Origin of the sequence: Halanaerobium sp. DL-01 (assembly GCF_003338615.1) — a bacterium.
GTDB lineage: Bacteria > Bacillota > Halanaerobiia > Halanaerobiales > Halanaerobiaceae > QPJE01.
This window is the reverse complement of sequence record NZ_QPJN01000008.1, coordinates 38928-63943: the sequence shown is the minus strand read 5'-3', so window position 1 is coordinate 63943 and position 25016 is coordinate 38928. Positions and strand designations below refer to the sequence as shown.

Below are 25016 nucleotides of genomic sequence, written 5' to 3'. Positions count from 1 at the left end.
ATCACCTGCATTTTTTAAGAGAGGTAGCACATCACCAACTGAGTAAATATGGTGACAGTACTGCATATCTTATATACAATCCCAGCACTCTGTTCCGGACAAAACAGAAAGCTTCGGCAGATCCACCTTTCATTTTAGACCACTGTCCTGTGTTATGCCCAAAATTACTAATCAGTCTCTGCACCTCTACCCCATCTTACTAAGATGAGGCAACCTCTTATATTCTCTTTTAGTTAATTAAATTATAACTGAGATAATTTTTTTTGTCAAGTTGACTTACACAAAGGCAGAAATGGTGAATTGCAACATGTAATGCACCTTTTTTCTTCAATCTGCTCTAATTTTTGAATTAAATCGTAAACTCTGTTACAATATTTATAATATTCTTTATCTTGACATCACTGCCAAGAATACTGTCTGAACGGTATTCTCTTTATTTTTAAAAAATCATTTGCGGAATTTCTGTATTTATTTAAATATAATTATTCAAAAAGAGATTCGAACTCCTGATAACCTTCTTCAGCCAGGTCTTCTGCTGGAATAAATCTTAGAGCTGCTGAATTAATACAGTAGCGTAAACCTGTTGGCTCAGGGCCATCCGAAAATACGTGACCTAAATGAGAATCTGCACCTTTACTTCTGACCTCAATTCTGGTCATCCAGAGTGAATTATCTTCAACTTCAACAATATTTTCCTCGACCAGCGGCTTAGTAAAGCTCGGCCAGCCGGATCCGGATTCAAATTTATATGTTGAAGAAAAAAGAGGTTCTCCTGAAACAACATCTACATAAATACCAGGCTTTTTATTATCCCAGTATTTATTATTGAATGCAGGTTCTGTAGCATTAAGCTGAGTTACCTTATACTGCAGGTCTGTCAGCCTTGCTCTCAATTCCTGGTCACTTTCTTCTTCATTAATTACTACACTGTCAGCATCTTCAGTCTTACAGAAAGTCACACATTCTGCCGAGTCAATATTATTTTTTTCTAATAGCCTTTCCTGCAGCTCGGTAGTCAAACCAAGCTCACCTATATTTTTAATAATATTATCCCGCTCTCCATTACCGGTAATATAGCCGCTCACTTTTGTTACCGCTGGAGAATTTATAAACTCCTGTATTGTCATCTGATTTAAATAGTGTTCTCTAACAGCTACCTGCTGCTGAAGTCTAAATTTTTGGTGGTAGTCTTCAGCCAAATAGAATCTATCAAGCTTTTTAATTTCAGTTTTGATTTCTCTACCGCTTTCAGCTTCCAGCCTCTCTTTCAATGCCAGAGCCTGCTCATGCTGTTCTGAATTATTATAAAGGATCAGAGAAGCATACTGTCTGGAATAAGCCTGACTGTAAGGATCATGGCTGGCAAAGAATATCTCCAGCAATTCTTGATAAGTGATCACATTGGGATCAAAATCAATTTCTATTGTTTCAGTGTGGTCACCAATCATCTTATAAGTTGGATTTTCAGTAGTACCACCTGCATAGCCAACCCTTGTTCTAACTACACCTTCTAAGGCACCAAAAGAAGCATCAGGTCCCCAGAAGCAGCCCAAAGCAAAATCTGCAGTTTCTGTCTCTACTTTATTCATTTTCTGATCATAGGGAATTTCAGTCTGGGCCAGCACACTCGACGTCATGCTGAAAACACTCAATAAAACAACCGCCAAAACTATTAAATAATCCATCTAATCTACCTCCTGTATATAAAATAATATAATATCCTATCTTGCTACTTATATAATAGTATTAATTACTGTTAAATAATAGTAAGTAGATTACTCAGGATTAAATTTGATTTTAGCTTAAAAAATAGATATGATTAAAACAATGTTCATAATTTAACTAAAATAAATACATAATAAGGAAGTTGATTAAATATGACTAAAGAAAAAAATAAAAAACCAACTACAAAAACGGCAGTTACTGCACTATTGACAGTTATTGCAGTGATTTTAATTTCAATTCGTACAGCTCTTGTTTTACAGTCAGCTTTAGTTTTAGGAGCAATGACCGCCGCTTTATTTGCCCTTTATCTCGGTTTAAGCTGGAAAGAAATTGAAAGTGGAATGATTAGCGGTATTAAAAATGCTCTGGGGGCTTCAATAATTTTAATTATCATCGGCATGGTAATTGGAAGCTGGGTTTTATCAGGAACAATCCAGACAATGGTCTATTATGGATTGGAGATTTTGAGTCCGAGTTTCTTTTTACCGGCCGCCTTTCTGCTCTCAGCTCTTACCTCTATTTTAATCGGAAGTTCTTTTGGAACAATTGCCACCATGGGGATTGTCCTGCTTGGAGTTGCTGAGGGACTGGGAGTTCCTAAAGCAATTACTGTAGGAGCAATAGTCTCTGGTGCTATGCTGGGTGATAAAATTTCTCCCATGTCGGATTCAACAAACTTAACTGCCGCCATGAGCAGTACAGATTTATTTGAACATATTAAATCAATGCTTTACATATCAGTTCCGGCAGCTTTTATAAGTTTAATCCTCTACTCTATTATTGGATCTTCCTATCTTGATGTTGGAGCTAACTTAAGTCAAATTTCAATGATTATGGAAAATTTAAGCAGCAATTTTAATATTTCTTTGTGGACTTTAATTCCACCAGCTTTAATGCTTCTGCTTTCACTCTTTAAAATGCCTGCTATTGCCTCACTTTCGATCAGCTTTATCACAGCTTCCATTTTTGCATTTTTAACTCAGGGGGCTTCTTTTGCTGAAATTTTAAATGCAGCTGCCAGCGGCTATCAGGCAGATACCGGGATGGAACTTTTGGACAGCCTCTTAACTCAGGGGGGAATAAATAATATGATGAGTACAGTTGCTATCATTATGGCGGGTACTGCGATGGGAGGTATTTTAGAAAAAGCAAGAATTTTAGAAGTGATACTGGAATCAATGCTAAAAATAGTTAAAAAACCGAGGGATTTAATTTTAATTTCTCTAACTTCAGCTTATGTAATGCTCTTAGCAACTGGAGAAATGTTTGTTTCAATTGTAATTCCAGGACGTACTTTGGCTCCTGCTTATCAGGAAATGAATATCAATACCAATGTGCTTTCCCGCTCCTTAGAAACTGCTTCCACACTGGGCTGCTCAATTTTGCCATGGGGTGTTGTTTCAGTCTATATCCAGAATGTAATGGACATCGGCTTCAGCTATATTCCTTATACATTTTTGGCCTTTCTGGCGCCGATGATTGCTGTGCTCTATGCAGTGAGCGGTACTTTTATCTTTAAAAGCAGAAAATAATAAATAGAAAGCTGGTGGAAAAATGATATGTTCTCCGCCAGCTTTTTTTAGTCATATTTTTATATTTTAATGAAAATTATTGAAACACAACTTTCTCTTCTAATTCAGTTTTTTTACACTCATATACTTCAATAATTAAGATTCTTCAATCATCTCTTCTGTTTTCTGATAGTGAGAACCCTTCCAGTAAATTATGCTGCAAAAAAAGGAAGATACAGGAATATTGAAATTTTAATCCCTCTCTGCATTATTTTTTAATGCTTCTTTAAGGGTATGCCAGGAAAGTACAGCACATTTTACTCTTGCCGGCATATTAGCTATATTTTTTAAAGCTGCTGCATCTTTTAATTTTTTGAGATCAGATGGATTATCTATTTCTTTTTTAATCATATTAAGAAATATTTCCACCAGTTCAAGTGCTTCTTCTATCTTTTTACCTTTAATAAGATCTATCATAATTGAAGTTGATGCCTGAGAGATGGCACAGCCGCTCCCTTTAAAAGCAGCATCCTCTATCATGTCATCATCCAGCTTAAGTTCCAGTGTGATATCATCACCACAGTTTGGATTATGACCATGTTCTTCAATATCTGCATCATCCATTTCTCTCTTATTGGGGCTGTTCTTACTGTGTTCCATTATCAACTCTGTATAAACTGAATTAAGATCCATAGTCAAACATCTCCCTCACTTTTTTGATACTATTTATAAACACATCAATGTCTTCCCTATCATTATAAAGGTAAAAACTGATCCTTGCTGAGGAATTAATATCAAGATATTTCATCAGAGGTTGAGCACAGTGGTGTCCTGATCTCAGAGCCACTCCTTCACTATCTACAATTGTAGCCAGATCATGTGAATGAACACCTTTAATATTAAATGATATAATCCCACCCCGCATCACGGTGTTTTGAGGACCATATATCTCAATGTAAGGAAGTTCTTTCATTTTTTTTAGAGCATAATCAGTTAAATCCCTTTCATATTCTGCAATATTATTCAGACCAATACTGCTTAGATAATCAACTGCAGCAGATAAACCCACCACCCCTTCTACATTTTGCGTCCCGGCTTCGAACCTTTCTGGAAGAGGTGCAAAGGTAGTCTGCTGTTCTTCCACATATTCTATCATTCCACCACCCAGTATAAATGGAGGCATTTCAGTTAATATCTCTTTTTTTCCATAAAGAACACCAATTCCCATAGGAGCCAGCATCTTATGGCCGGAAAAAGCATAGAAATCTACATCAAGATCCTGCACATCCACTTCCATATGGGGAACTGCCTGAGCTCCATCAGCCAGCACATAAATGCCATTTTGATGAGCTATTTCGGCAATTTTTTTAACTGGATTTATAACACCGGTAACATTTGACATATGTGTAATAGAAATCAACCTTGTAGAATCAGTAATTTTATTTCTTAGCTCATCCAGTGATATTCTTCCTTCATTATCAACATATAGGTATTTTAATTTTAAATCTTTCTTTTGGGCCAGCCTCTGCCAGGGAATAATATTGCTGTGATGTTCAGCAATTGAGATGATAATCTCATCTCCTTGATGCAGGAATTTTTCTCCAAATGAGCTCGCAATAAGATTTATTGACTCTGTAGTATTTCTTGTAAAAACAATTTCCTTTAAAGAATCAGCATTTATAAACTCTCTAACTTTTTCTCTGCCATCTTCATACTGTTCTGTAGCTTTAACACTTAAAAAATGAGCTCCCCTGTGTGGATTTGCATTATAATTTTTATTGTAGTAATCAACTTCATCCAGTACCGCCAGTGGTTTTTGAGTTGTGGCGGCATTATCTAAATAGTGAAGTTTTTTCCCATTTACATCTTTTTTCAGAATGGGGAAATCATTTATAATTTTTTCCACTTCAAATTTTTCAGATTTCAAGTCTGTGTTTAACTTCATTTATAACACTTCCTTTAAGATCATTTAGAGGGATTTTATCAAAAATTGGATTAAAGGCAGCTTCTATTACCAGCATCTTTGCTTTCTTTTCATCCAGACCTCTACTCATCAAGTAAAATAGGAGGTTCTCGTCCAGCTGTCCTGCACTGACAGCATGTTCTCCCTCAACATTATCTTCTTCTGTAAATAAGGCGGGAATAGAATCAGATTTAACTGTCGGATCCAGCATTAAAATCTCTTCTCTTTCAGAACCATCTGCAAGAGAGGCACCCTTTTTAAAATATAAGTCTCCCCTAAATACCTTTTCTGATCTATCTTTTAGTACTCCCTTTGTCTCTATCTGACTACTGCTGTGTCTTCCAGAATGATTCATCCTGTATGACAGATCCATCTTCCTATCACCATCACCAAAATAAATGGAACTTATGCTGGCAGAACTTCCATCAGCAAGAAGATTGTTTTCACTGCTTGTAATAGTACTTTTTGCACCTATTTCAATCGGAATAAAATTCAATTTACCATTGTTTTCTACAGCAGAAATATTGGTATCAAAATTGGTAGATTTATCATTCAATCTCTGTACCTTAATTATATTTAAAACAGCACCTTCTTTAACAACAATCCTCGTCAGTCCATTATGAAATGCTTCTGTATTTTTATCAATTAAGCGGTAATCAAAAACGACAGTTAGATTGGAATTTTCTTCAGCTACAATTAAATTATTGTCAATTAAAAAGCTGTTTTTTTCATCAAATTCGTAGATAGCTTCAACAGGTATTGAAAATTTTTCTCCAGCAGGAGCTTTTATAAAAAGCCCGGCATTATAAAGAGATTCAGCCAGAAGAGTATATTTTTTGTCTATTCCGGAATTTAATTCTGAATCTGAAAAAAAATTAAGATATTCAATAATTTCTTCTTCATTATTGAGGCTGTCTGTCAGCTTTTTTACGATAATACTGCTGTCAATAGTGTTGTGTTTTAAATAATTTTTATTATAGGGCTGGTATTCTGGTATTTTATTATCTGTCAGCTTTATTCTTTTAAATTCAGGTATCTCTACCTCCTGATAATCTTCAAATTTTTCCCGCCTTATTCTGCTCAGCAGCTCTGACTGTCCTGTTGTTAAATTATCAATAAATTTTTTCTCTAATTTCTTTTCCATATCTATCACCTATCCTATTGTTCCTTCTAATTCAAGGTTAATTAAGTTGTTAAGTTCAACGGCATATTCTAAAGGCAGTTCTTTAGCAATCGGTTCAACAAATCCCCGCACAATCATTGCTTTAGCCTCTTCTTCACTTATTCCTCTGCTCATCAGATAAAATATCGATTCTTCACTTATCCTGCCCACCTTAGCCTCATGTCCAATGTCTATATCATCAGTATTGAGATCCATTATCGGCAGTGTATCAGAGTGTGATTTATTATCAAGCATAAGAGATTCACAGGAAACAGCTGCTTTTGAATGGTGGGCTTTTTCCGTAACTTTAAGCAGCCCTCTGTAGTAGGCATGACCCCCATCTTTGGCAATAGAACGTGAATTAACATTTGAAGTTGTATTTGGTGCAGCATGTATCACCTGTGCACCGGTATCTAAATACTGACCTTCTGCTGCAAATGTTATACCTGTAAATTCAGCTCTGGCTCTTTCTCCTTTAAGTATACTCATTGGATAAAGCATAGAAACTTTTGAACCAAATGAACCGGATACCCACTCAATAACTCCATCTTTTTCTACAACTGCTCTTTTGGTATTCAAATTGTACATATTCCTGGACCAGTTTTCTATAGTGCTGTACCTTAATTTTGCACCTTCCCCTACAAATAGTTCCACCGCACCTGCATGCAGGTTATTTACCGAATATTTTGGAGCAGAACATCCCTCAATGAAATGTGCCTCTGCACCTTCTTCGAGAATAATAAGTGTATGCTCAAATTGGCCGGCACCTGGAGCATTCAGCCTAAAATATGACTGCAGAGGAATCTCCACATTTACTCCGGCCGGTACATATACAAATGATCCTCCAGACCATACAGCACCATGCAGTGCAGAAAATTTGTGATCATCAGGAGTGATCAGCTTCATAAAATGTTCTTTAACAATATCTTCATGTTTTTTTACAGCATTTTCCATGTCCATGTAAATTACACCCTGATCTGTAAGCTCTTTCTTTAAATTATGGTAGACAACTTCTGAATCATACTGAGCTCCAACACCGGCCAGAGATTTTTTTCTGCCTCCGGTATTCCCAGAGAATCAAAAGTATTTTTAATATCTTCAGGTACCTGATCCCAGTCACTCTGGAGATCAGCCTCAGGACGAATATAGGTTATTATATTATCAATATCAAGATCAGAAATATCTGCTCCCCATTCAGGTATTTTTTTATCCTTATATATCTCTAGAGATTTTAATCTAAAATCAGTCATCCATTCTGGTTCATTTTTTTCACGAGAAATTTCTTTTATTACTTCAGGTGTTAAACCTTTCTGTGATTTAAACTTGTAGTTTACTTTATCTTTTTTATCAAAAATCTCTCTATTAACATCTTCTACATGAGTTTTTTTGCTCATTCTAAAACCCCTCCTAACAGCAGAGTTCTTCTTCTTTTAATTCTTTATAACCCTTTTCTTCGATTTCACGGGCCAGTTTAATATCACCAGTTTTTACTATCTTTCCATCTATAAGAACATGTACAAAATCTGGTTTCACATAATCTAATATCTGATTGTGATGGGTAATAATTATCACGGCATTATTATCAGATGACAGCGTTTTTATTCCTTCTGCTACAGTTTTTGTAGCATCAATATCAAGTCCAGAATCTGTTTCATCAAGTACTGCCAGTTTAGGTTCTAAAACAGCCATCTGCAGGATTTCATTTTTCTTTTTTTCTCCTCCAGAAAAACCTTTGTTTAAATACCTTTCCGCATATTCCTTATCTATATCAAGTAATTCCATTTTTTCTTCAAGCAGAAATTTAAATTCAAAAATACTCTGATTTTCACCGGTCACGGCCGATTTTGCAGTTCTGAGAAAATTCTCTACTGTTACACCTGGAATTTCCTGAGGGTATTGAAAAGACAAAAATATTCCTCTTTTAGCTCTTTTATCAACAGCAAGATCATTGATAACATCTCCTTCAAACTTAATTTTACCCTGAGTGATTTTATATTCAGGATGTCCCATCAATACATTTGCCAGTGTTGATTTCCCTGCACCATTAGGCCCCATTATTACATGGGTTTCCCCCTTATTTACCTCTAAATTAATTCCTTTTAAGATTTCCTGATCTTCAACTATAGCTTTCAAATTATTAATTTCGAGAAGTTTTTTATTCATAATATCGATTCCCCTTATTCATAGTTTTTTACTCAAGTTTATTACTGTGTATATCATACTATATTACTCGGGATTAGTCAAGTTTTTAGTTAACAAAAAAATAGCTATTTTGAAGTGAATGTACTCTCTCCAAAATAGCTTAATAAAACAGCGGAAAATAATGATTCCCTTCAACAAATTCAGTGTTTTCACTTTCAGCAATTTTATGCTCATTCCAAAAAACTTTGATCATTCTAAACCCTTCTTTCATTAAAATATAAACTATGGTTCTCCCACAAAAAAGGTATTTGCGTCTCTAACTCATTTTTCGATTAAACTATCATTTTATTATTTTATATTATTTATAAAAATACTTTATAAATTAACATCTTTATGTTATAATATAAATCGATGTGAAAACAATAACATAAGAGGTGATATTTGTGGAAAAAGAAAGAAAAGAAAAATTGCTTGCTGAAACAAGAAAAACAGCTGAAGATTATTTTAGGAGGGGAGATTATTTCTGTTCAGAATCAGTTATTACTACAATTAATGATGCTTTAGGACAGCCTTTTGACCCCTCAATTGTAAAAATGGCTTCAGGTTTTCCAATTGGAATTGGAAAGTCAAAATGTTTATGTGGAGCAGTAAGTGGAGGTGTTATGGCACTCGGACTTGCTTATGGCCGCGAAAACCCTGGTGATCCAATGCCAGATTCATTTCCAAATAGTGCTGATCTGCATGATTATATAATCGAAAACTATGGTTCAACCTGCTGCAGAGTTTTAACAAGAGAATTTGATGATTTTAATTCACAAGAAAGAGCCAATCACTGTATTCAAATAACCGGAGAAGTTGCTGCCTGGGTAATGAAAAATTTTATTGAAAATGAAATAATAAAATAAACGGGGTGTTTACAAAATGAAAAATATAATTAAGAATACACCTATCGCTATATCAGGATTAATGCTGGGACTTGCCGGATTGGGAAATTTAATTGCTCCTTATGGAAGTATTTATAAAACAGCTGCTGGTATTTTATCAGCAGCAATAGCTTTACTTCTCATAAGCAGATTTATTTTTTTCTATCCAGATTGTTTAAAAGACTTAGAAAACTCAATTATTGCAAGTGTTGCTTTAACTTTTCCGATGGGAATAATGATCTTATCTACATATATAAAAAATATTTCCCATCAGGCCGCACTATTCAGCTGGTATACAGCTGTAGTACTACATGCTCTATTAATTTTACTGTTTTCTTTTAAATTTATTATCAATTTTGATATCAAAAAAGTATTTCCAAGTTATTTTATAGTTTATGTGGGTATTGTAGTTGGAACTGTTACTGCTCCAGCTTTTAACAGGATTCAGCTGGGACAGATTCTTTTTTATTTTGGTTTTATATGCTATATGATTTTATTACCTGTTGTAAGTTACCGGGTTTTTAAAATAAAACAGATAGCAAAGCCAGCATTACCCACTCTAGCAATTTTCACTGCACCTGCCGGACTGTGCCTGGCTGGATATATGAGTTCTTTTTCTGAAAAAAATACATTTATTTTCAGTCTGCTTTTGGCTTTAACATTAATTTCTGCAGCAGCAGTTATATCTTATTTACCAAAAATGATTTCTATAGGATTTTATCCGAGTTTTTCTGCTTTTACATTTCCTTTTGTTATAACAGGAATAGGGCTAAAAATGAGCAGTATTTATTTGAAAGAAAAATTTAATTTCAGCTTTTTAAAATATCCAGCTTTAATTGTTGAATTGCTAGCAGTTATACTGGTTATTTATGTTTTTTTACATTATTTTAAATTTTTATTAAATAAAGCTAAATATTAATATATATTATTTCACCAGCACTGCAAAATATTTAGATACAAGCTATAATTCCATGCCAAAAAAACAAAATGTCCTTTTAACTTCTTTATTACAGCAAGGTTAAATTTTGTTGATGCCGGAAATTACGAATCCATAATTTTATCCACAATAAACAATCTGGTATAATTTCCTGATATTATATAATGTTGATAGATAAGAAAAAAGCTAAAAAATTTATGATATTATCATAAATGAATTGAAAAATAGAATTAATAATAAAAATTAACTAAAGCTTTACTGCCATATTTAATTTTCCGCAGTAGAGCTTTTTTGTTTAAATTCAATTACAATTCATCTTAAAATAATGTTATTTAACCTTGAATTTTTACAGTTCAGTTTCAGAATATTGTTTATACTTTAATAAAAGATTAAAATTAAATTAGAAAATAGACGAAAAAATTAAAGGTTGGAGGCAATTAATGTGAAAACTAAAAATTATTTTACAGCCTATGAATATCTCAATCAGCTCAAATTAATGTATAAATCCTATTTTGATTTAGAAGAAAATAAGGAAATTGCCAATAAAAAATTTGATCTATATGCATTTGCCCAGATAAAAAATGAAAAATATTTTGCCAGTAGAAAACTTAAAATTTGGGAATACACTCAATATGACCACTGTTTAATTGATATCAATAATAGAAATAAATTAATTCCAGATAAAAATTTTCTGAAAAATACCATTGAAAAAATTGTCGATCCCCATCGCAATCATATGCAGAGTTATATAACATTTGTAAATATAAGAGAAAACTCTTTTACTGAAAAAGAAATAAATGAAATCAATAACTTTTCCTATTCCAAAAGTTTTCTTTTAGGCTTTAAAGGCTGGTGTGATGTTTGCTTAATAGCAGTTGACCTTTCAAATAATAAAGTATATACAAATCAGAAAGGTAAAAAAGTAGCTGATAATTATCAGCCCGAAAGATTCATTAAAGCAAAATCTTCATAAATAACTTTATATTCCTTGAAGGGGGGTCTGAGAGTAGTTAAACTGGTTAAGTTAATAATATTCTAACATTTATACTCATAAAATATTATTAACTAAAAACAAAATTATTAAAGGGGGAAATGAAATTGAGTATTTCTATTATATTAATTTTAATTGCTCTAGTATTATTTATTTTAGCATTTTTTACTTATGGTAGTTTTCTCAAAAAAGAATGGGGATTAGATAATAGTAAGGATACTCCTGCTCATACTATGAATGATGGAGTAGATTATGTACCTGCTGAAGCTCCTGTATTATTGGGGCACCACTTTGCATCTATTGCTGGTGCAGCACCAATCATTGGACCAATAGCTGCTTCTGTATTTGGCTGGATGCCTGTACTTGCCTGGCTCGTTATTGGTGGTATCTTCTTCGGTGGAGTTCATGATATGGGTTCACTATTTACTTCAGTAAGAAATGGCGGACGTTCAATTGGAGAAGTTATAAACAAAAATATAGGTTCTACTGGCAAAAGATTATTCAGTATTTTTGCCTGGTTAACACTCATTCTTGTAATTAGTGCTTTTATGTCCATAGTTGCTGAAACTTTTACTTCTACACCTTCAGCTGCTACAGCCTCTATTCTTTTTATTGCATTAGCTATATTATTTGGTATAGTGAGAACTCGCTCCAACTTATCACTTGGTTCTTTAACATTAATTGGAGTTATCTTATTATTTATTGCTGTTGCAATTGGGCTTAATTTTCCAATTCAAATTGGCTATAATACCTGGTTAATTATCTTAAGCATTTATATATTTATTGCTTCAGTAACTCCAGTCTGGATTTTACTTCAGCCTAGAGATTATCTAAATTCATTCCTATTATATGCACTTTTAATTGGAGGATTTGTGGGAATTATAATTGGAGGTCCATCTTTTAAATTACAAGCATTTACATCTTTTCAAACTTCCAGTGGATATTTATTCCCGGTTTTATTTGTAACTGTTGCCTGTGGTGCTATTTCTGGATTCCACTCCTTAGTAGCTTCAGGTACAACTTCCAAACAGTTAAATAAGGAAACAGATTCACAAATGATTGGTTATGGTGGTATGTTAATTGAGTCCTTCCTGGCAGTTATTGCCCTTATTACCGCTGCTATGCTTACAAAAGGACAGTATTCTGAACTTCTTGCAAATGGTGGCCCGGTTAATGTATTTGCCAATGGTATTGGTAATTTAACTGCTAATTTTGGTATTCCTTTTAAAGTTGGTATGAACTTTGCTGCTCTGGGTGTATCAGCATTTGCTATGACTACTCTTGATACAGCCACAAGGTTAGCCCGCTTTATTTTTCAGGAATATTTTATAGAAGCTGAAAGTGTAGAAGAATCAGACAATCCATTAAGTAATATGTATGTTGCTACTTTAATTACAGTAGTTTTATCTGCAGCCCTTACATATTCTGGTGGCTGGTCAACAATCTGGCCAATCTTTGGCTCAGCCAACCAGCTATTAGCTGCACTGGCACTACTTTCACTATCTGTCTGGCTTGCCCAAAATGACAAGAAAAATTTCTACACAGTTATTCCAATGGTGTTTATGTTTGCTGTAACTTTAACTGCTCTTGTTTTCCTTGTTTATCAAAATCTTGCAGCTGGAAGTATGATTATAGCTGTACTTGGTGTGCTTCTTTTCGTACTTGCAATAGTACTGGTAAAACAGTCTTACAAACATCTTACAAAAGATACTGGGAAGTTGAATATTTAACCCAAAGTTAACTGGACTTTCCCCATTTTTTATATACTGCTGCAAAAAGGGGAGATGCAGGAATATTGAAATTTTTAGTCAATGAATCTTAACGAAATGAAGGAAGAAATAGGGTTGAACTGCAGGATGGAGTGAGCTAATCATGAGTCAGGAGGACTCATTGATTAGTGTGCCCTATTTCACACCCGAATTGAGTTTTAGCTAAATCTAAAAATTTCGTTGATGACTAAAGCCCCCTTTTTGCAGCTTGAAAATAAATTTTGGGGAAACTCCTAAAAGTTAAGAATTGCACCTTACAACTTGTATAATGTAAAAAGGCTGGTCTGATAATTTACTCAGATCAGCCTTTACTTTTTATTATTTTTAATATATTATTTATGAAATATTATTCTTCTATTTCTGTCAGATATTTTCTTTTAAAAATTAACCTCAATATTACATAAATAGGTACAGCAGTTAAAGCTCCAATAAAACCAAAAAGATATACTGCTGCCAGTACAACAAAAAGAACTACTAATGGATGTATTTCCAGCCGTTTCCCCTGAACAAATGGACGTATCAGATTTCCTTCTAGATATTGAGCTATTAAAAGTACAATACCTACACCAAAAATCATTACAAAACCTTTGGAAAGTGCTACAAAAAAAGCCGGTAAACTGCCTATAATTGGCCCTATAATCGGCACAAGAGAAGTTATCATTGCTATTAAAGCCAGTGTAATGGCATTAGGCAGACCAATTATTAAAAATCCAACCAACATTACAACTCCCAATAATAATGCAACAACCAGCTGTGAGCTTATAAAAGTGGATAATACCTGATCTATCTCTATTAATAAAGTTTTGGTGCTTTCTTTTTTCTCTTTAGGCATAATTCTCATTAAATTTTTATAAATTTTTTCATCATCTTTTAGAAGGTAAAAAAGGACAAATGGAATTAAAACAATTATCATTCCAACATTAGTTATAGAAGCAAATATACCCATATAATTATAAGTGGATATTTTTTGAATAATCCTGTTTGCATAATTAATTACTCTTTCCTGAAGATTTAGCTCCTGTAAGTAATCTGTTTCTGCAGTCAGAAAGCCGCGCAATTTTTCTAAATTGTTTAAAATAATTTCATAACTTGAAGAATAATATCTGCTCAGTTCTTTTACTTCATTATAAATAATACTGCCGCCAAAATAAAAAATGAGTATAAGAAGTAAAATAACCGCCAGCAGAGTTATAATAATAGATATTGCTTTGCTTTTTATCCATCTATTTAAAAATCGCACTGAAGGACGCAGAAGATAATATAAAAATCCACCAAATAATAGTGGCAGTAAAACAAAAGATAAAACCGATGTAAGCGGCTTCATCACATATGGTATCTGACCTGCTAAAAAAATAATTAAAAGCACCAGTATAACTGCATAAGCATTCCTAAAAAATTTGTTTTCTGTCATTAGAATTTCTCCTCAAAATTTTCTGTAATCTATTTTCTGCTGTCAGACAAATTTACTCTTTTGGATTATTATGATGGCAATCTTTGGCAACAACATTTATTGCCCTTGTTACAGTTGCCAGCAAATCTACAGAATTCTGCTGTTCTAATTCTGCTGTTTTTGTAAAAACCTCACCTTTTTTTGTTGCAACATATTTTGCCGGCAGCCGATTAAGAGCATAAGTTGCCATATCAATAAGACATTCCTCACAGGTACAAATATTCTGAAACTTTTCTCTTTTAAGAAGTTCAGACATGCTGTTTAAGACTATATCCTCTGTGTGATTATGCAGTTTCTTCCTTATATTTTCTATATACTTTTCTGCACTCATAAAATATATCCCTCTCCTTTTATATTTTAGTTATTGTTATTTTTATATTTCTTTATAAAACAGCAAATACCTGCTTTTAAAAAATACAGCTCCTATAATCCATTCTAACTATAATCTGCTAAAATTTATCAGAATTTATACGCTGAATTATAGTGAGATTTAGAGATTTATCATAAACTGCAGCAATTTTTAAATCAGCAAAAAAAAGAGGAGGGAAAACCCTCCTCTCATTATAAACCAGGATATTAAATTAACTGCCATATTTATTTTATATTATTTATACTATTTTATATAATCTTACAGCTGTTTAGCTTGATATTCTCCAAATTCATCTCTTAGAACATCACTTATTTCATTTAAGCTGGCATATGCTTTTACTGCTTCAATGATTGGATACATTAAATTTTCTCCATTTTGAGCTGCTTTTCTTACTTTTTCTAGGCTTTTTTCTACTGCTTTATTGTCGCGTTCTGCTTTTACTTTTTTGAGCCTTTCTAACTGTTCCTGTTCAACTTTGGGGTCAACTTTTAGTAGATCTACTTTTTCATTTTCTGTTTCGGTAAATTCGTTTACTCCTACCACAATTCTTCTTTTTTCGTCGATTTTTTTCTGTGTGTTATAGGCACTATCCTGAATTTCTTGCTGTACATAACCGGCTTCTATGGCTTTAGCCATTCCACCTAACTGATCAATTTTTTCAATATATTCTTTAGCTTCTTTAACAAATCTATCTGTCATATTTTCTATATAATATGAACCAGCAAGTGGATCAATTGTATCACTTACACCACTCTCATGTGCAATTATCTGCTGTGTTCTTAATGCCATTTTAACTGAATGTTCTGTCGGCAGACTTAAAGCTTCATCATATGAATTAGTATGCAGTGATTGTGTTCCTCCTAATGCTGCAGCAAGTGCCTGTAGAGTTACTCTTATAATATTATTCATAGGCTGCTGTGCTGTTAATGCAGCTCCTGCAGTTTGTGTATGAAATCTCAGCATTTTTGATTTATCCTTTTTGGCTTCAAAACGTTCTTCCATAATTTCAGCCCAAAGTCTTCTGGCTGCTCTAAATTTAGCAACCTCTTCCAGGATGTTCATCTGTGCATTAAAGAAGAACGATAATCTTGGTGCAAAATCATCGACATCCATTCCTATATCTACTGCAGCTTCCACATATTCTATTCCATCTGCAAGTGTAAATGCAAGCTCCTGTACTGCATCTGAACCAGCCTCGCGAATATGATATCCACTGATACTAATTGTATTCCAGCGCGGCATATTTTCAGAACAGTATTCGAAAATATCTGTAATTAATCTCAGTGAAGGTGCTGGGGGATAAATATATGTGCCTCGGGCAATATATTCTTTTAAGATATCATTCTGAATTGTTCCAGCCAGTTTTTCAGGACTTACACCCTGTTTCTCTGCAACTGCTATATACATTGCCAGCAAAACAGCAGCTGGGGCATTGATTGTCATAGAAGTACTTACTTTATCTAATGGAATTTCAGTAAACATTGTTTCCATATCTTCTAATGTATCTATTGCCACTCCAACTTTACCAACCTCTCCCTGTGCAAGAGAATTGTCAGAATCATAACCAATCTGTGTCGGCAGGTCAAAGGCAATACTTAAACCTGTCTGCCCCTGTTCTATAAGATAGTGAAACCTCTCATTTGTTTCCTTGGCAGTACCAAATCCGGAATACTGACGCATTGTCCAGAGTCTGCTTCTGTACATTGTTGGATAAACTCCACGTGTAAATGGATATTTACCCGGGAAGCCAATATCTTCTACTGGATCGATACCTCTGGTATCAAGTGGTGTATATAGTGGATCCAGCTCCACACCAGAATCAGACTTAAATTCTTCTTTTCTCTGTCCAAAACGATCTACTGTTTTTTGAAACTTTTCTTCACGCCACTTTTTATCTTCTGCTTTTAATTTTTTTTCATCCATAAATATTGACTCCTTTTTATTGTTTCAATTTTTGGCCCAGTTCAAAGGCCTTCATGTTCATTTCCACAGTCTTTTCTGGAACACGGTTTTTGATCGCTTCTTTTATATTTTTTGATGGAATTGTATTCCCAATAATTTCAGAAATTACTCCAAGTACAACAATGTTTGCTGTTAAAGTTAATCCGACATCTTCAGTTGCAGTTTTCATTATCGGCAGTGAAAGAATATTATCCTTCACTTCTTCTGCTGCTTCCGAGATATCTATTCTTTGATCTACGATCATTACTCCATCTTCTTTTAGTTCAGACCCGTATTTATCAAAGGCAGCCTGTGTCAGACATAGCAGGCAGTCTGGTGTAATTACCTTTGGATAATCAATAATCCCATTATTTAATACTACCTCTGCTCTGCTGGCACCACCTCGGGATTCTGGCCCATAAGACTGAGTTTGAGTTACATTTAAACCATCAACTTTTAATGCAGCTTCAGCCAGAATAATTCCAGCAAGGATCATACCCTGTCCACCAGCTCCACTTAATCTGATTTCATATCTGGACATTATTCATCCTCCTTTGCAAAACTGTCTATTATCTGCTGATAACGTGCAGTATATTCTGATTCAGGATCATCTTTGCGGTGAATAACACCCAGTGGAAAGATTCCTTCCTTTTCTTCTTCGGGCATTTTCTCCCATTTTGATGCAGGTACTGTATGTTCTTTCTGCCAGTCCAGCATTTCTGTCGGGCCACCAATATTATTTTTACGTCCATAATTTACAGGACACTGATCTAAAGTTTCAATAAAAGAAAATCCTTTATGTTCCAGACCTTCTTTGTACAATTTGGTCATCTGACGTGGATTATATGTTGCACCACGGGCAACAAAAGTTGCACCTGCTGATCTTGTTAAATCTACCAGATCAAAGTCCTGATCAATATTTCCATATGGTGAAGTTGTTGCAACTGCACCTGTAGGAGTCATCGGGGAATACTGACCACCTGTCATACCATAGATTTGATTGTTGAAAAGAATTACTGTCAAATCAATATTTCTCCGACAGCCGTGAATTAAATGATTACCACCTATAGCAGATCCATCGCCATCTCCGGTAAGTACAATTACATTCAGTTCAGGATTGGCAAGCTTAATACCTGTTGCAAAGGCAATTGCTCTACCGTGTGTTGTGTGTAAAGTATCAAATTTGAGATAACCTGGTGCTCTACCTGAACATCCAATTCCTGATACTACAACTGTTTTATCTGGATCTATGTCTGTCTGATCTATTGCTCTGACTAAACTGTTCAAAATAGTTCCATGACCACATCCTGGACACCAGATATGCGGCAGCTTGTCTTCTCTTAAATATTTATAGATATCTACAGCCATTATTTTACCCCCTCAATCTCGGCCAGTACGTGCTCTGGTTTAATTAATGTTCCATCATAGCGGTTAATACCGACAACTTCCGCCTGACCTTTAGCAGCTCTTTCTACTTCTCTTATAAGCTGGCCCTGATTTAATTCAGGTACAATAATTTTATTGGCTTTTTCAGCCAGTTTACTGACTTTTTCTTCAGCAAATGGCCAAATCGTTTTAAGTTTAATCCACCCGGCATTTAAACCGTTTTCTCTTGCCTCATTGACTGCACTAACTGCAGAACGAGCAGTTGAACCATAACTTAAAACCACAATATTGTCGTCTTCTCTAATATCTTCATCATAAAGAATAATTTCATCCAGATTATTTTCTATTTTTGCTGTCATACGGTCCATCAATTTTTTGGCATCTTCTGTAGTTCCTCTTGGGAATCCTGTTTTATCATGAAAAAGTCCTGTTGTATGATAGCGAAATCCTGTACCATAATCTGGCATAGGTGGAACTAAATCATCTGTCCACTCATAAGGATTGAAGTTTTCTTTATCTGCATCTGCAGGAGGTCTTTTTCTATCCCAAACCTCTATCTCATCAGCATCTGGTAGTATTACCTTTTCTCTCATATGTCCTACTATTTCGTCTAATAATAGAATAACCGGCTGACGATACTTTTCTGCAAAATTAAATGCTTTAACAGTCAAATCAAACGCTTCTTTTACCGAACTTGGAGAAAGTGCAATAATAGGGTGATCACCATGTGTACCCCACTTTGCCTGCATAACATCTCCCTGAGATGGAGAGGTTGGAAGTCCTGTTGAAGGACCGACTCTCTGAACATCTACAACTACAACCGGTGCTTCAATCATAATTCCAAGACCTAAATTTTCCTGTTTTAATGAAAATCCTGGCCCACTTGTTGCTGTAATAGATTTCTTTCCACTCAGCGACCCACCTATTGCACAGGCCATACCTGCCAGTTCATCTTCCATCTGTATAAATTTACCACCTACTTTAGGCAGTTCTCTTGCAAATCCTTCTGCTATTTCAGAGGCTGGTGTAATAGGATATCCTGCAAAAAATTCAGCACCTGCAGCCATTCCACCTTCAACTACTGCTAAATCTCCCTGAAGTAATACTGCTTCTTTTTTACTCATTAACCTTCACCACCTTTAATACAAAATCCGGACAGCTTAATTCACAATTTTCGCAGCCAATACATTTATCAATATCATCAATTTCCACTCTATCCTGACCCAGTTTTAGTACATCTGTCGGACACACATGTACACATATTCCACATCTTTTACACCAGCCAGAATTGGCAAGTGTTACTTTATCTCCCTTAGCCATCAACTCACTCCTTTTACTTAGTAAAGTTTTTTTAGATTAAATATTAATATTTTATATGTAACTTTTGGGTTATATCTGCAAATTAACTTTTTAGCTGATATTATTTTTTTAAACTTAATATCACTATATTTATTTTTTTAACCCAGTACAGAAATAAGTGTTCCTGCAGCTATTGCAGAACCAATTACTCCAGCAAAGTTAGGGCCCATTGCATGCATAAGTAAATAATTTGATGGATTTTCTTCCTTGCCCACCTTCTGAACAACTCTGGCCGCCATCGGTACAGCTGATACTCCGGCAGCTCCAATCAGCGGATTTACCTTACCTCCACTCAATTTATAAAACAGCTTACCTAAAAGAACACCTGCAGCTGTTCCAATACTAAAAGCTATCAGCCCTAAAACAAGTATTCCTATTGTCTGGGGATTTAAAAATGCTTCTGCACTTGCTGTAGCACCAACTGTTATACCTAGAAAAATAGTTACAATATTCATCAGTGAGTTCTGGGTTGTCTTTAAAAGCCTGTCAACAACTCCTACCTCACGCATTAAGTTTCCAAACATCAGACTTCCCAGCAGCGGCAGTGCGGACGGAACTAATAATCCTCCCAGAACTGTTACGCCAACTGGAAAGAAAATCTTTTCTTTTTTGCTCACCGGACGCAGCTGCTCCATTTTTACCATCCGCTCTTCTCTGGTGGTAAGCAGCCTCATTATAGGTGGCTGAATAATCGGCACCAGTGCCATATAAGAATAGGCTGCAACTGCTATCGGACCCAAAAGATGAGGTGCCAGCTGACTTGCTGAAAAAATTGCAGTAGGCCCATCGGCTCCACCTATGATTCCTATTGCACCTGATTCTGCCGGTGAAAAGCCGAGAAATAAAGCACCAAAAACTGTGGCAAATATACCAAACTGTGCTGCTGCTCCCAACAGTGCATTTTTTGGTTGAGCAATCAGTGGGCCAAAATCTGTCCAGGCACCAACCCCCATAAAGATAAGTGGTGGATATATTCCAAACTTTACTCCATAGTAGATATAATAAAGCAGACCACCTTCTTCCATCAGACCGCCTAACGGCAGATTAGCAAGCAGCATGCCAAAACTTATAGGAACCAGAAGAAGAGGTTCATATTTTTTGACAACAGCAAGATAAAGCAGAATCATGGAGATTATAACCATTATAATTTGTGCTAGAGATAAATTGTAATATCCTGTAGATTGGATGAACATCGTTATTTTATCTAACATCTTTGCTGCCCCCTACTCCAGTTTTAACAGTACTTGATCTGCTTCTACACTGTCACCTTTTTTAACAAGTATTTCTTTTACTGTTCCTGCTGATGATGCAGTAACATCGTTTTCCATCTTCATAGCTTCTAACACCATTACTGTCTGTCCTACTTCTATTTCGTCACCTTCAGCAACTAATACTTTAAATATATTGCCCGGCATCGGTGCTTCAATAACATTGGAGCCACCGCTACTGCTTTTCTTTTTTGGCTTTACAGCTGTTTTTTTCTTTGCTGCAGGTGCTGTTTTTCTAGCAGGAGCTGTATTCTGTACTGCTGGAGATGCTGCAGTAGAACTGTTTTCCTCTGCATCTAACTCTTCTACACTAACAATAAATTCTTCCCCATCTACCTCTATCTTAAATTTTCTCATTAATATACCCCCTATCTTTTCCAGGAACTATTCGCTTTTTTGATTGATATTATTCTGTATCTTTTCTCTTCATCCAGAAGCTGATAAACTGCTGCTGCAGCGGCGGCAATTTTTCTTTTTCTTGCAAGCCCGTTCTCCCCATCATCTATCTCTGATTCATCTATTTCTGCTTCAGCTGAATTGCCTATACTGCTGTCATCTTTTTTAAGAACTTTTTTATCACCAAAAAATTTACCTAGCAGGTACATAAATACTGATAAAAGATATAGTGATATAAAGACTGTCCCCATTCCTATTATCATCAGCTGAACTCCATAAACATATTTATTCATTTTTTATGTCACCCACTTTATAATGGAATATTTCCATGCCTTTTATCAGGATAATCTTCTCTTTTATTTATCAGCATTTCCAATCCATTTATTATTTTAGCTCTGGTCTCTTTCATTTCTATAACATCATTTATCATACCTCTACCTGCAGCTACATATGGATTAGCAAAATTGGAGCGGTATTCATTTATCTTATCCTGACGAACTTTTTCTGGATCATCTGCAGCAGCAATTTCTTTTCTGTAAATTATGTTTGCTGCTCCCTCTGGTCCCATTACAGCTATTTCTGCTATCGGCCATGCATATATCAAATCAGCTCTAACTGAACGGCTCCCCATGGCAATATAAGCTCCACCATATGCTTTCCTCATTATGAGAGTTATTTTTGGTACTGTTGCTTCTGAATATGCATAAAGAATTTTTGCTCCATGTCTTATTATTCCACCATATTCCTGTTCTGTTCCCGGTAAATATCCTGGTACATCAACTAGACTTATAATGGGAATATTGAAGCTGTCACAAAATCTGATAAATCTCGATATTTTATCCGAAGCATCGATATCCAGACATCCAGCCAGATGCTGAGGCTGGTTTGCAGCAATACCCACACTTCTTCCATTTAAACGTGCAAAGCCAATTACTGCATTTGGAGCATAATATGGCTGTACTTCAAAAAACGAACTTTTATCTACGATAATATCTATTACATTTCTTACATCATATGACTTTTTGTTATTATCTTTTACTAGCTCTTTCAGCTCTTCCACCGAACGTCCTGGGTCATCATCTGTCTCAAATACAGGCGGCTCTTCTTTGTAATTATCAGGTATATATGAAAGCAGCTTTCTTATTTTGGAAAGAACTTCTTCTTCAGAGTTTTCAATAAAATGTGCAACGCCACTTGTCTGGTTGTGGGTCATTGCTCCACCCAGGTCTTCAGCTGAAACTTCTTCCCCTGTAACAGATTTAATTACCCCCGGCCCAGTTATAAACATATGGCTTGTCTGGTCTACCATAAAGATAAAATCTGTGATGGCTGGAGAATATACTGCTCCACCTGCACATGGACCTAAAATAGCAGAAATCTGTGGAATACGTCCTGAAGCCTGTGTGTTGCGGTAAAACACCTCTCCATATCCGTCCAGGGCATCTACACCTTCATTGATTCTGGCTCCACCTGAATCATTTAATCCTATTACTGGTGCACCATTTTTCATGGCCAGGTCCATAACAGTCTGAATTTTTTTGGAATGAGCTTCACCCAGCGAACCACCCATTACAGTAAAATCCTGGGCAAAAACATAAACAAGGCGCTCATCGATTGTACCATATCCTACTACAACACCCTCACCTGGCACATCTTTTTCGTCCATTCCCAGGGAAGTACTTCTGTTTTCTATAAACATATCAAGCTCATTAAAACTGCCGTCATCAAGCAGATATTCTATTCTTTCTCTGGCGGTTTTTTTACCTTTTTTGTGCTGTTTTTCTATTCTTTTTTCACCACCACCAAGTTTTATTTTTTCTTTTTTCTGCCTCAGCTCTTTTTCTTTCTCATTAACTGACATTACTTGTCCTCCTCATCCAGTGGTTCACATAATTCAAGCAAAACTCCATTTGTTGTTTTGGGATGAACAAAAATGATTTTCATATTATCTGCACCTTTGGTAGGTTTATCACCAATAAATCTGGCCCCTTTTTCTTTCATATCTCCAATTTTAGCTTCAATATCTTCCACTAAAACGGCCATATGATGAATACCTTCACTTCTTTTATCAATGAATTTTGCAATTGGGCTTTCACTATTTAGAGGTTCAAGTAATTCTATTTTTGTTTCTCCCAGCTGAAAGAAAGCAATATTAACTCCCTGGTCTTCAACTGTTTCTACAGCCATTTTTTTAAGACCAAGTATATTTTCATAAAAATTCATTGTTTTTTCCAGATCTTTCACAGCAATACCAATGTGTTCTATTTTTTTGGTATTCAATTTAATACCTCCTTTTTATTCGGGAAGTCTATTTTTTAAAAGCTCTTCAGCCGCCGTATAAGGATCTTCAGACAGGTCTCTAATTGCCTTTAATTTTTCACTGAAGTGTTCGGAATTTTCGATAGGTTTAATGATCTTAGCCAGAACCCTCTCTTCCATTAAGTTGATCAATTGGCGCCTCATAACTTCATGACGATTTTCTTTTAACTGTCCATCATTTTGAAGATATTCTTTATGATCATTAATCTTTTCAACAAGTTCAGCTATCCCTTTATTTTCAGTAGCAGTTGTTTTTACAATTGGAATCGTCCATTTTTCTCCCTCTTTATGAGTTAATCTCACCATCTGTTCTAAAGTAAGCTCCATTTTTATGACAGAAGGGCGGTCAGATTTATTAAGCACAAAAATATCTCCTACTTCCATTAATCCGGCCTTAAATGTCTGAATATCATCTCCTGCTTCAGGAACTGTCACAACTAAAGTAGTATCTGCAAGATCAACAATATCTACCTCATTCTGACCTACCCCAACTGTTTCTATCAATATGTAATCATAACCTGCATAAGACAGAAGCAGTACTGTATCATATATAGCTGGATTTAATCCCCCAAGAGTTCCTCGTGTACCCATACTTCTTATAAAAACTCCTTTATCTGCAGCTACATTATCCATACGGATTCTGTCACCTAAAAGAGCTCCACCACTAAATTGGCTTGTAGGATCTATAGCTATAATGGCAACTTTTAATCCCTGTTTCCGCCAGTGTAAAACTATTTTATCTGTCAGTGTGCTCTTTCCAGAACCTGGAGGTCCGGTAATACCAACAAGATAGGAGATTTCTGCACTTCCATAAAGTTCCTTGAGAAGGGCAAAACCTTTATCTCTATCATTTTCTATAAGAGAGATGGCACGTGCAATATGTTTTTCTTCTCCAGCTTTTATACCTTCAATCATCTCCTGTAAAGACTGCATCATATTATCCTCCAATTATTTTGCTCTTTCTTCAATAAAGTCAACAATTTTCTGAATAGGGGTTCCTGGTGTAAAGATACCATCAATACCCAGTTCTGTAAGATATTCATGATCTTCTTCTGGAATAATGCCGCCAGCAATAACAAGTACATCTTCAAAATTTTCTTTTTTGAGAAGCTCCATTACACTCTTAAATAGATGGTTATGTGCTCCAGAGAGAATACTCATTCCAATTACATCCACATCTTCCTGAATCGCAGCTCTAACAATATCTTCAGGAGTGTTTCTGAGTCCGGTATAAACAACTTCCATACCAGCTTCAATCAGCCCCCGGGCAATTACTTTTGCACCTCTGTCATGTCCATCCAGACCTGGTTTTGCAATAAGTACTTTAATCTTTTCTTTAGCCATAATGATCCTCCTTTCCCTCTTTGAATAATTGTATACAATGATATTTATAAAAAAACACAG

Annotated in this window: 24 protein-coding genes, 1 pseudogene and 1 riboswitch; of the genes and pseudogenes, 5 read left to right on the top strand and 20 right to left on the bottom strand. The window is 35.2% G+C overall.

What is annotated here, in order from left to right:
* Positions 1 to 16: 16 nt before the first annotated feature.
* A riboswitch (Lysine riboswitch) is annotated at positions 17 to 197 on the bottom strand.
* Between the two features lie 285 nt (positions 198 to 482).
* Positions 483 to 1685: a peptide-methionine (R)-S-oxide reductase MsrB gene (gene msrB / locus DER71_RS04470; RefSeq protein WP_114474350.1), complete on the bottom strand. Its 1203-nt coding sequence runs from the start codon at positions 1683 to 1685 to the stop codon at positions 483 to 485.
* 192 nt (positions 1686 to 1877) lie between these two features.
* Here msrB and nhaC point away from each other — a divergent pair, with 192 nt between their 5' ends.
* Positions 1878 to 3257 carry a Na+/H+ antiporter NhaC gene (gene nhaC, locus DER71_RS04465; RefSeq protein ID WP_114457823.1) on the top strand — a complete coding sequence of 460 codons (1380 nt, stop codon included), beginning with the start codon at positions 1878 to 1880 and terminating at the stop codon, positions 3255 to 3257.
* Between the two features lie 231 nt (positions 3258 to 3488).
* On the opposite strand, the gene sufU is transcribed toward nhaC, so the two are convergent.
* The 5 genes and pseudogenes from sufU to sufC all read right to left on the bottom strand — a co-directional run bounded on the left by sufU (position 3489) and on the right by sufC (position 8524).
* On the bottom strand, positions 3489 to 3929 hold the full coding sequence (gene sufU / locus DER71_RS04460; RefSeq protein WP_114457824.1) for a Fe-S cluster assembly sulfur transfer protein SufU: 441 nt from the start codon (positions 3927 to 3929) through the stop codon (positions 3489 to 3491).
* On the bottom strand, positions 3919 to 5181 hold the full coding sequence (locus DER71_RS04455; RefSeq protein ID WP_114474349.1) for a cysteine desulfurase: 1263 nt from the start codon (positions 5179 to 5181) through the stop codon (positions 3919 to 3921). The genes sufU and DER71_RS04455 overlap by 11 nt, the downstream gene beginning before the upstream one ends.
* Complete coding sequence (gene sufD, locus DER71_RS04450) at positions 5153 to 6343, bottom strand: Fe-S cluster assembly protein SufD (RefSeq protein ID WP_114474348.1); 1191 nt, start codon at positions 6341 to 6343, stop codon at positions 5153 to 5155. The genes DER71_RS04455 and sufD overlap by 29 nt, the downstream gene beginning before the upstream one ends.
* A 9-nt stretch (positions 6344 to 6352) precedes the next feature.
* Positions 6353 to 7755: pseudogene (sufB, locus tag DER71_RS04445) on the bottom strand (Fe-S cluster assembly protein SufB).
* Positions 7756 to 7768: 13 nt separating this feature from the next.
* Positions 7769 to 8524, bottom strand: coding sequence for a Fe-S cluster assembly ATPase SufC (gene sufC / locus DER71_RS04440; RefSeq protein ID WP_114457828.1), 756 nt, complete (start codon positions 8522 to 8524; stop codon positions 7769 to 7771).
* A 422-nt stretch (positions 8525 to 8946) separates the two neighbouring features.
* Here sufC and DER71_RS04435 point away from each other — a divergent pair, with 422 nt between their 5' ends.
* The 4 genes from DER71_RS04435 (at position 8947) to DER71_RS04420 (ending at position 13084) form a co-directional block, all read left to right on the top strand.
* Complete coding sequence (locus DER71_RS04435; protein ID WP_114457829.1) at positions 8947 to 9408, top strand: C-GCAxxG-C-C family protein; 462 nt, start codon at positions 8947 to 8949, stop codon at positions 9406 to 9408.
* Between the two features lie 16 nt (positions 9409 to 9424).
* Entirely contained in the window at positions 9425 to 10345 is a 921-nt protein-coding gene (locus tag DER71_RS04430; protein WP_114457830.1) for a TDT family transporter, read from the top strand.
* A 460-nt stretch (positions 10346 to 10805) separates the two neighbouring features.
* Complete coding sequence (locus tag DER71_RS04425; RefSeq protein WP_114457831.1) at positions 10806 to 11336, top strand: hypothetical protein; 531 nt, start codon at positions 10806 to 10808, stop codon at positions 11334 to 11336.
* Between the two features lie 119 nt (positions 11337 to 11455).
* Positions 11456 to 13084, top strand: a complete 1629-nt coding sequence (locus DER71_RS04420) for a carbon starvation protein A (protein WP_114457832.1) — start codon at positions 11456 to 11458, stop codon at positions 13082 to 13084.
* 385 nt (positions 13085 to 13469) lie between these two features.
* Here DER71_RS04420 and DER71_RS04415 read toward each other — a convergent pair whose 3' ends face one another.
* From DER71_RS04415 to DER71_RS04350, 14 genes are all read right to left on the bottom strand, one after another.
* Positions 13470 to 14534 (bottom strand): AI-2E family transporter, encoded by a 1065-nt coding sequence (locus DER71_RS04415; protein ID WP_114457833.1) that lies wholly within the window; start codon positions 14532 to 14534, stop codon positions 13470 to 13472.
* 52 nt (positions 14535 to 14586) lie between these two features.
* Positions 14587 to 14904 carry a late competence development ComFB family protein gene (locus tag DER71_RS04410; RefSeq protein WP_114457834.1) on the bottom strand — a complete coding sequence of 106 codons (318 nt, stop codon included), beginning with the start codon at positions 14902 to 14904 and terminating at the stop codon, positions 14587 to 14589.
* Positions 14905 to 15201: 297 nt separating this feature from the next.
* Positions 15202 to 16866 (bottom strand): methylmalonyl-CoA mutase, encoded by a 1665-nt coding sequence (locus tag DER71_RS04405; RefSeq protein WP_199505640.1) that lies wholly within the window; start codon positions 16864 to 16866, stop codon positions 15202 to 15204.
* 16 nt (positions 16867 to 16882) lie between these two features.
* Positions 16883 to 17425 carry a 2-oxoacid:acceptor oxidoreductase family protein gene (locus DER71_RS04400; protein WP_114457836.1) on the bottom strand — a complete coding sequence of 181 codons (543 nt, stop codon included), beginning with the start codon at positions 17423 to 17425 and terminating at the stop codon, positions 16883 to 16885.
* A complete protein-coding gene (locus DER71_RS04395; RefSeq protein WP_114457837.1) occupies positions 17425 to 18252 on the bottom strand; it encodes a 2-oxoacid:ferredoxin oxidoreductase subunit beta in 828 nt (275 codons plus the stop codon). The genes DER71_RS04400 and DER71_RS04395 overlap by 1 nt, the downstream gene beginning before the upstream one ends.
* Positions 18252 to 19394 (bottom strand): 2-oxoacid:acceptor oxidoreductase subunit alpha, encoded by a 1143-nt coding sequence (locus tag DER71_RS04390; protein ID WP_114457838.1) that lies wholly within the window; start codon positions 19392 to 19394, stop codon positions 18252 to 18254. The genes DER71_RS04395 and DER71_RS04390 overlap by 1 nt, the downstream gene beginning before the upstream one ends.
* Positions 19387 to 19590 (bottom strand): 4Fe-4S binding protein, encoded by a 204-nt coding sequence (locus DER71_RS04385; protein WP_114457839.1) that lies wholly within the window; start codon positions 19588 to 19590, stop codon positions 19387 to 19389. Before DER71_RS04385 ends, DER71_RS04390 begins: the two co-directional genes overlap by 8 nt.
* Before the next feature lie 137 nt (positions 19591 to 19727).
* The gene (locus DER71_RS04380; protein WP_114457840.1) at positions 19728 to 20840 is read right to left on the bottom strand and encodes a sodium ion-translocating decarboxylase subunit beta; all 1113 of its coding nucleotides are present in this window, start codon (positions 20838 to 20840) and stop codon (positions 19728 to 19730) included.
* A gap of 12 nt (positions 20841 to 20852) precedes the next feature.
* Positions 20853 to 21254 (bottom strand): biotin/lipoyl-containing protein, encoded by a 402-nt coding sequence (locus DER71_RS04375; protein ID WP_114457841.1) that lies wholly within the window; start codon positions 21252 to 21254, stop codon positions 20853 to 20855.
* Between the two features lie 11 nt (positions 21255 to 21265).
* Entirely contained in the window at positions 21266 to 21586 is a 321-nt protein-coding gene (locus DER71_RS04370) for an OadG family protein (RefSeq protein ID WP_114457842.1), read from the bottom strand.
* A gap of 17 nt (positions 21587 to 21603) precedes the next feature.
* Positions 21604 to 23154, bottom strand: coding sequence for an acyl-CoA carboxylase subunit beta (locus tag DER71_RS04365; protein ID WP_114457843.1), 1551 nt, complete (start codon positions 23152 to 23154; stop codon positions 21604 to 21606).
* A complete protein-coding gene (gene mce / locus DER71_RS04360) occupies positions 23154 to 23573 on the bottom strand; it encodes a methylmalonyl-CoA epimerase (RefSeq protein ID WP_114457844.1) in 420 nt (139 codons plus the stop codon). The genes DER71_RS04365 and mce overlap by 1 nt, the downstream gene beginning before the upstream one ends.
* A 15-nt stretch (positions 23574 to 23588) precedes the next feature.
* Positions 23589 to 24545, bottom strand: a complete 957-nt coding sequence (gene meaB, locus DER71_RS04355; protein WP_158531717.1) for a methylmalonyl Co-A mutase-associated GTPase MeaB — start codon at positions 24543 to 24545, stop codon at positions 23589 to 23591.
* A 15-nt stretch (positions 24546 to 24560) separates the two neighbouring features.
* On the bottom strand, positions 24561 to 24956 hold the full coding sequence (locus DER71_RS04350; RefSeq protein WP_199505562.1) for a cobalamin B12-binding domain-containing protein: 396 nt from the start codon (positions 24954 to 24956) through the stop codon (positions 24561 to 24563).
* Positions 24957 to 25016: the final 60 nt, after the last annotated feature.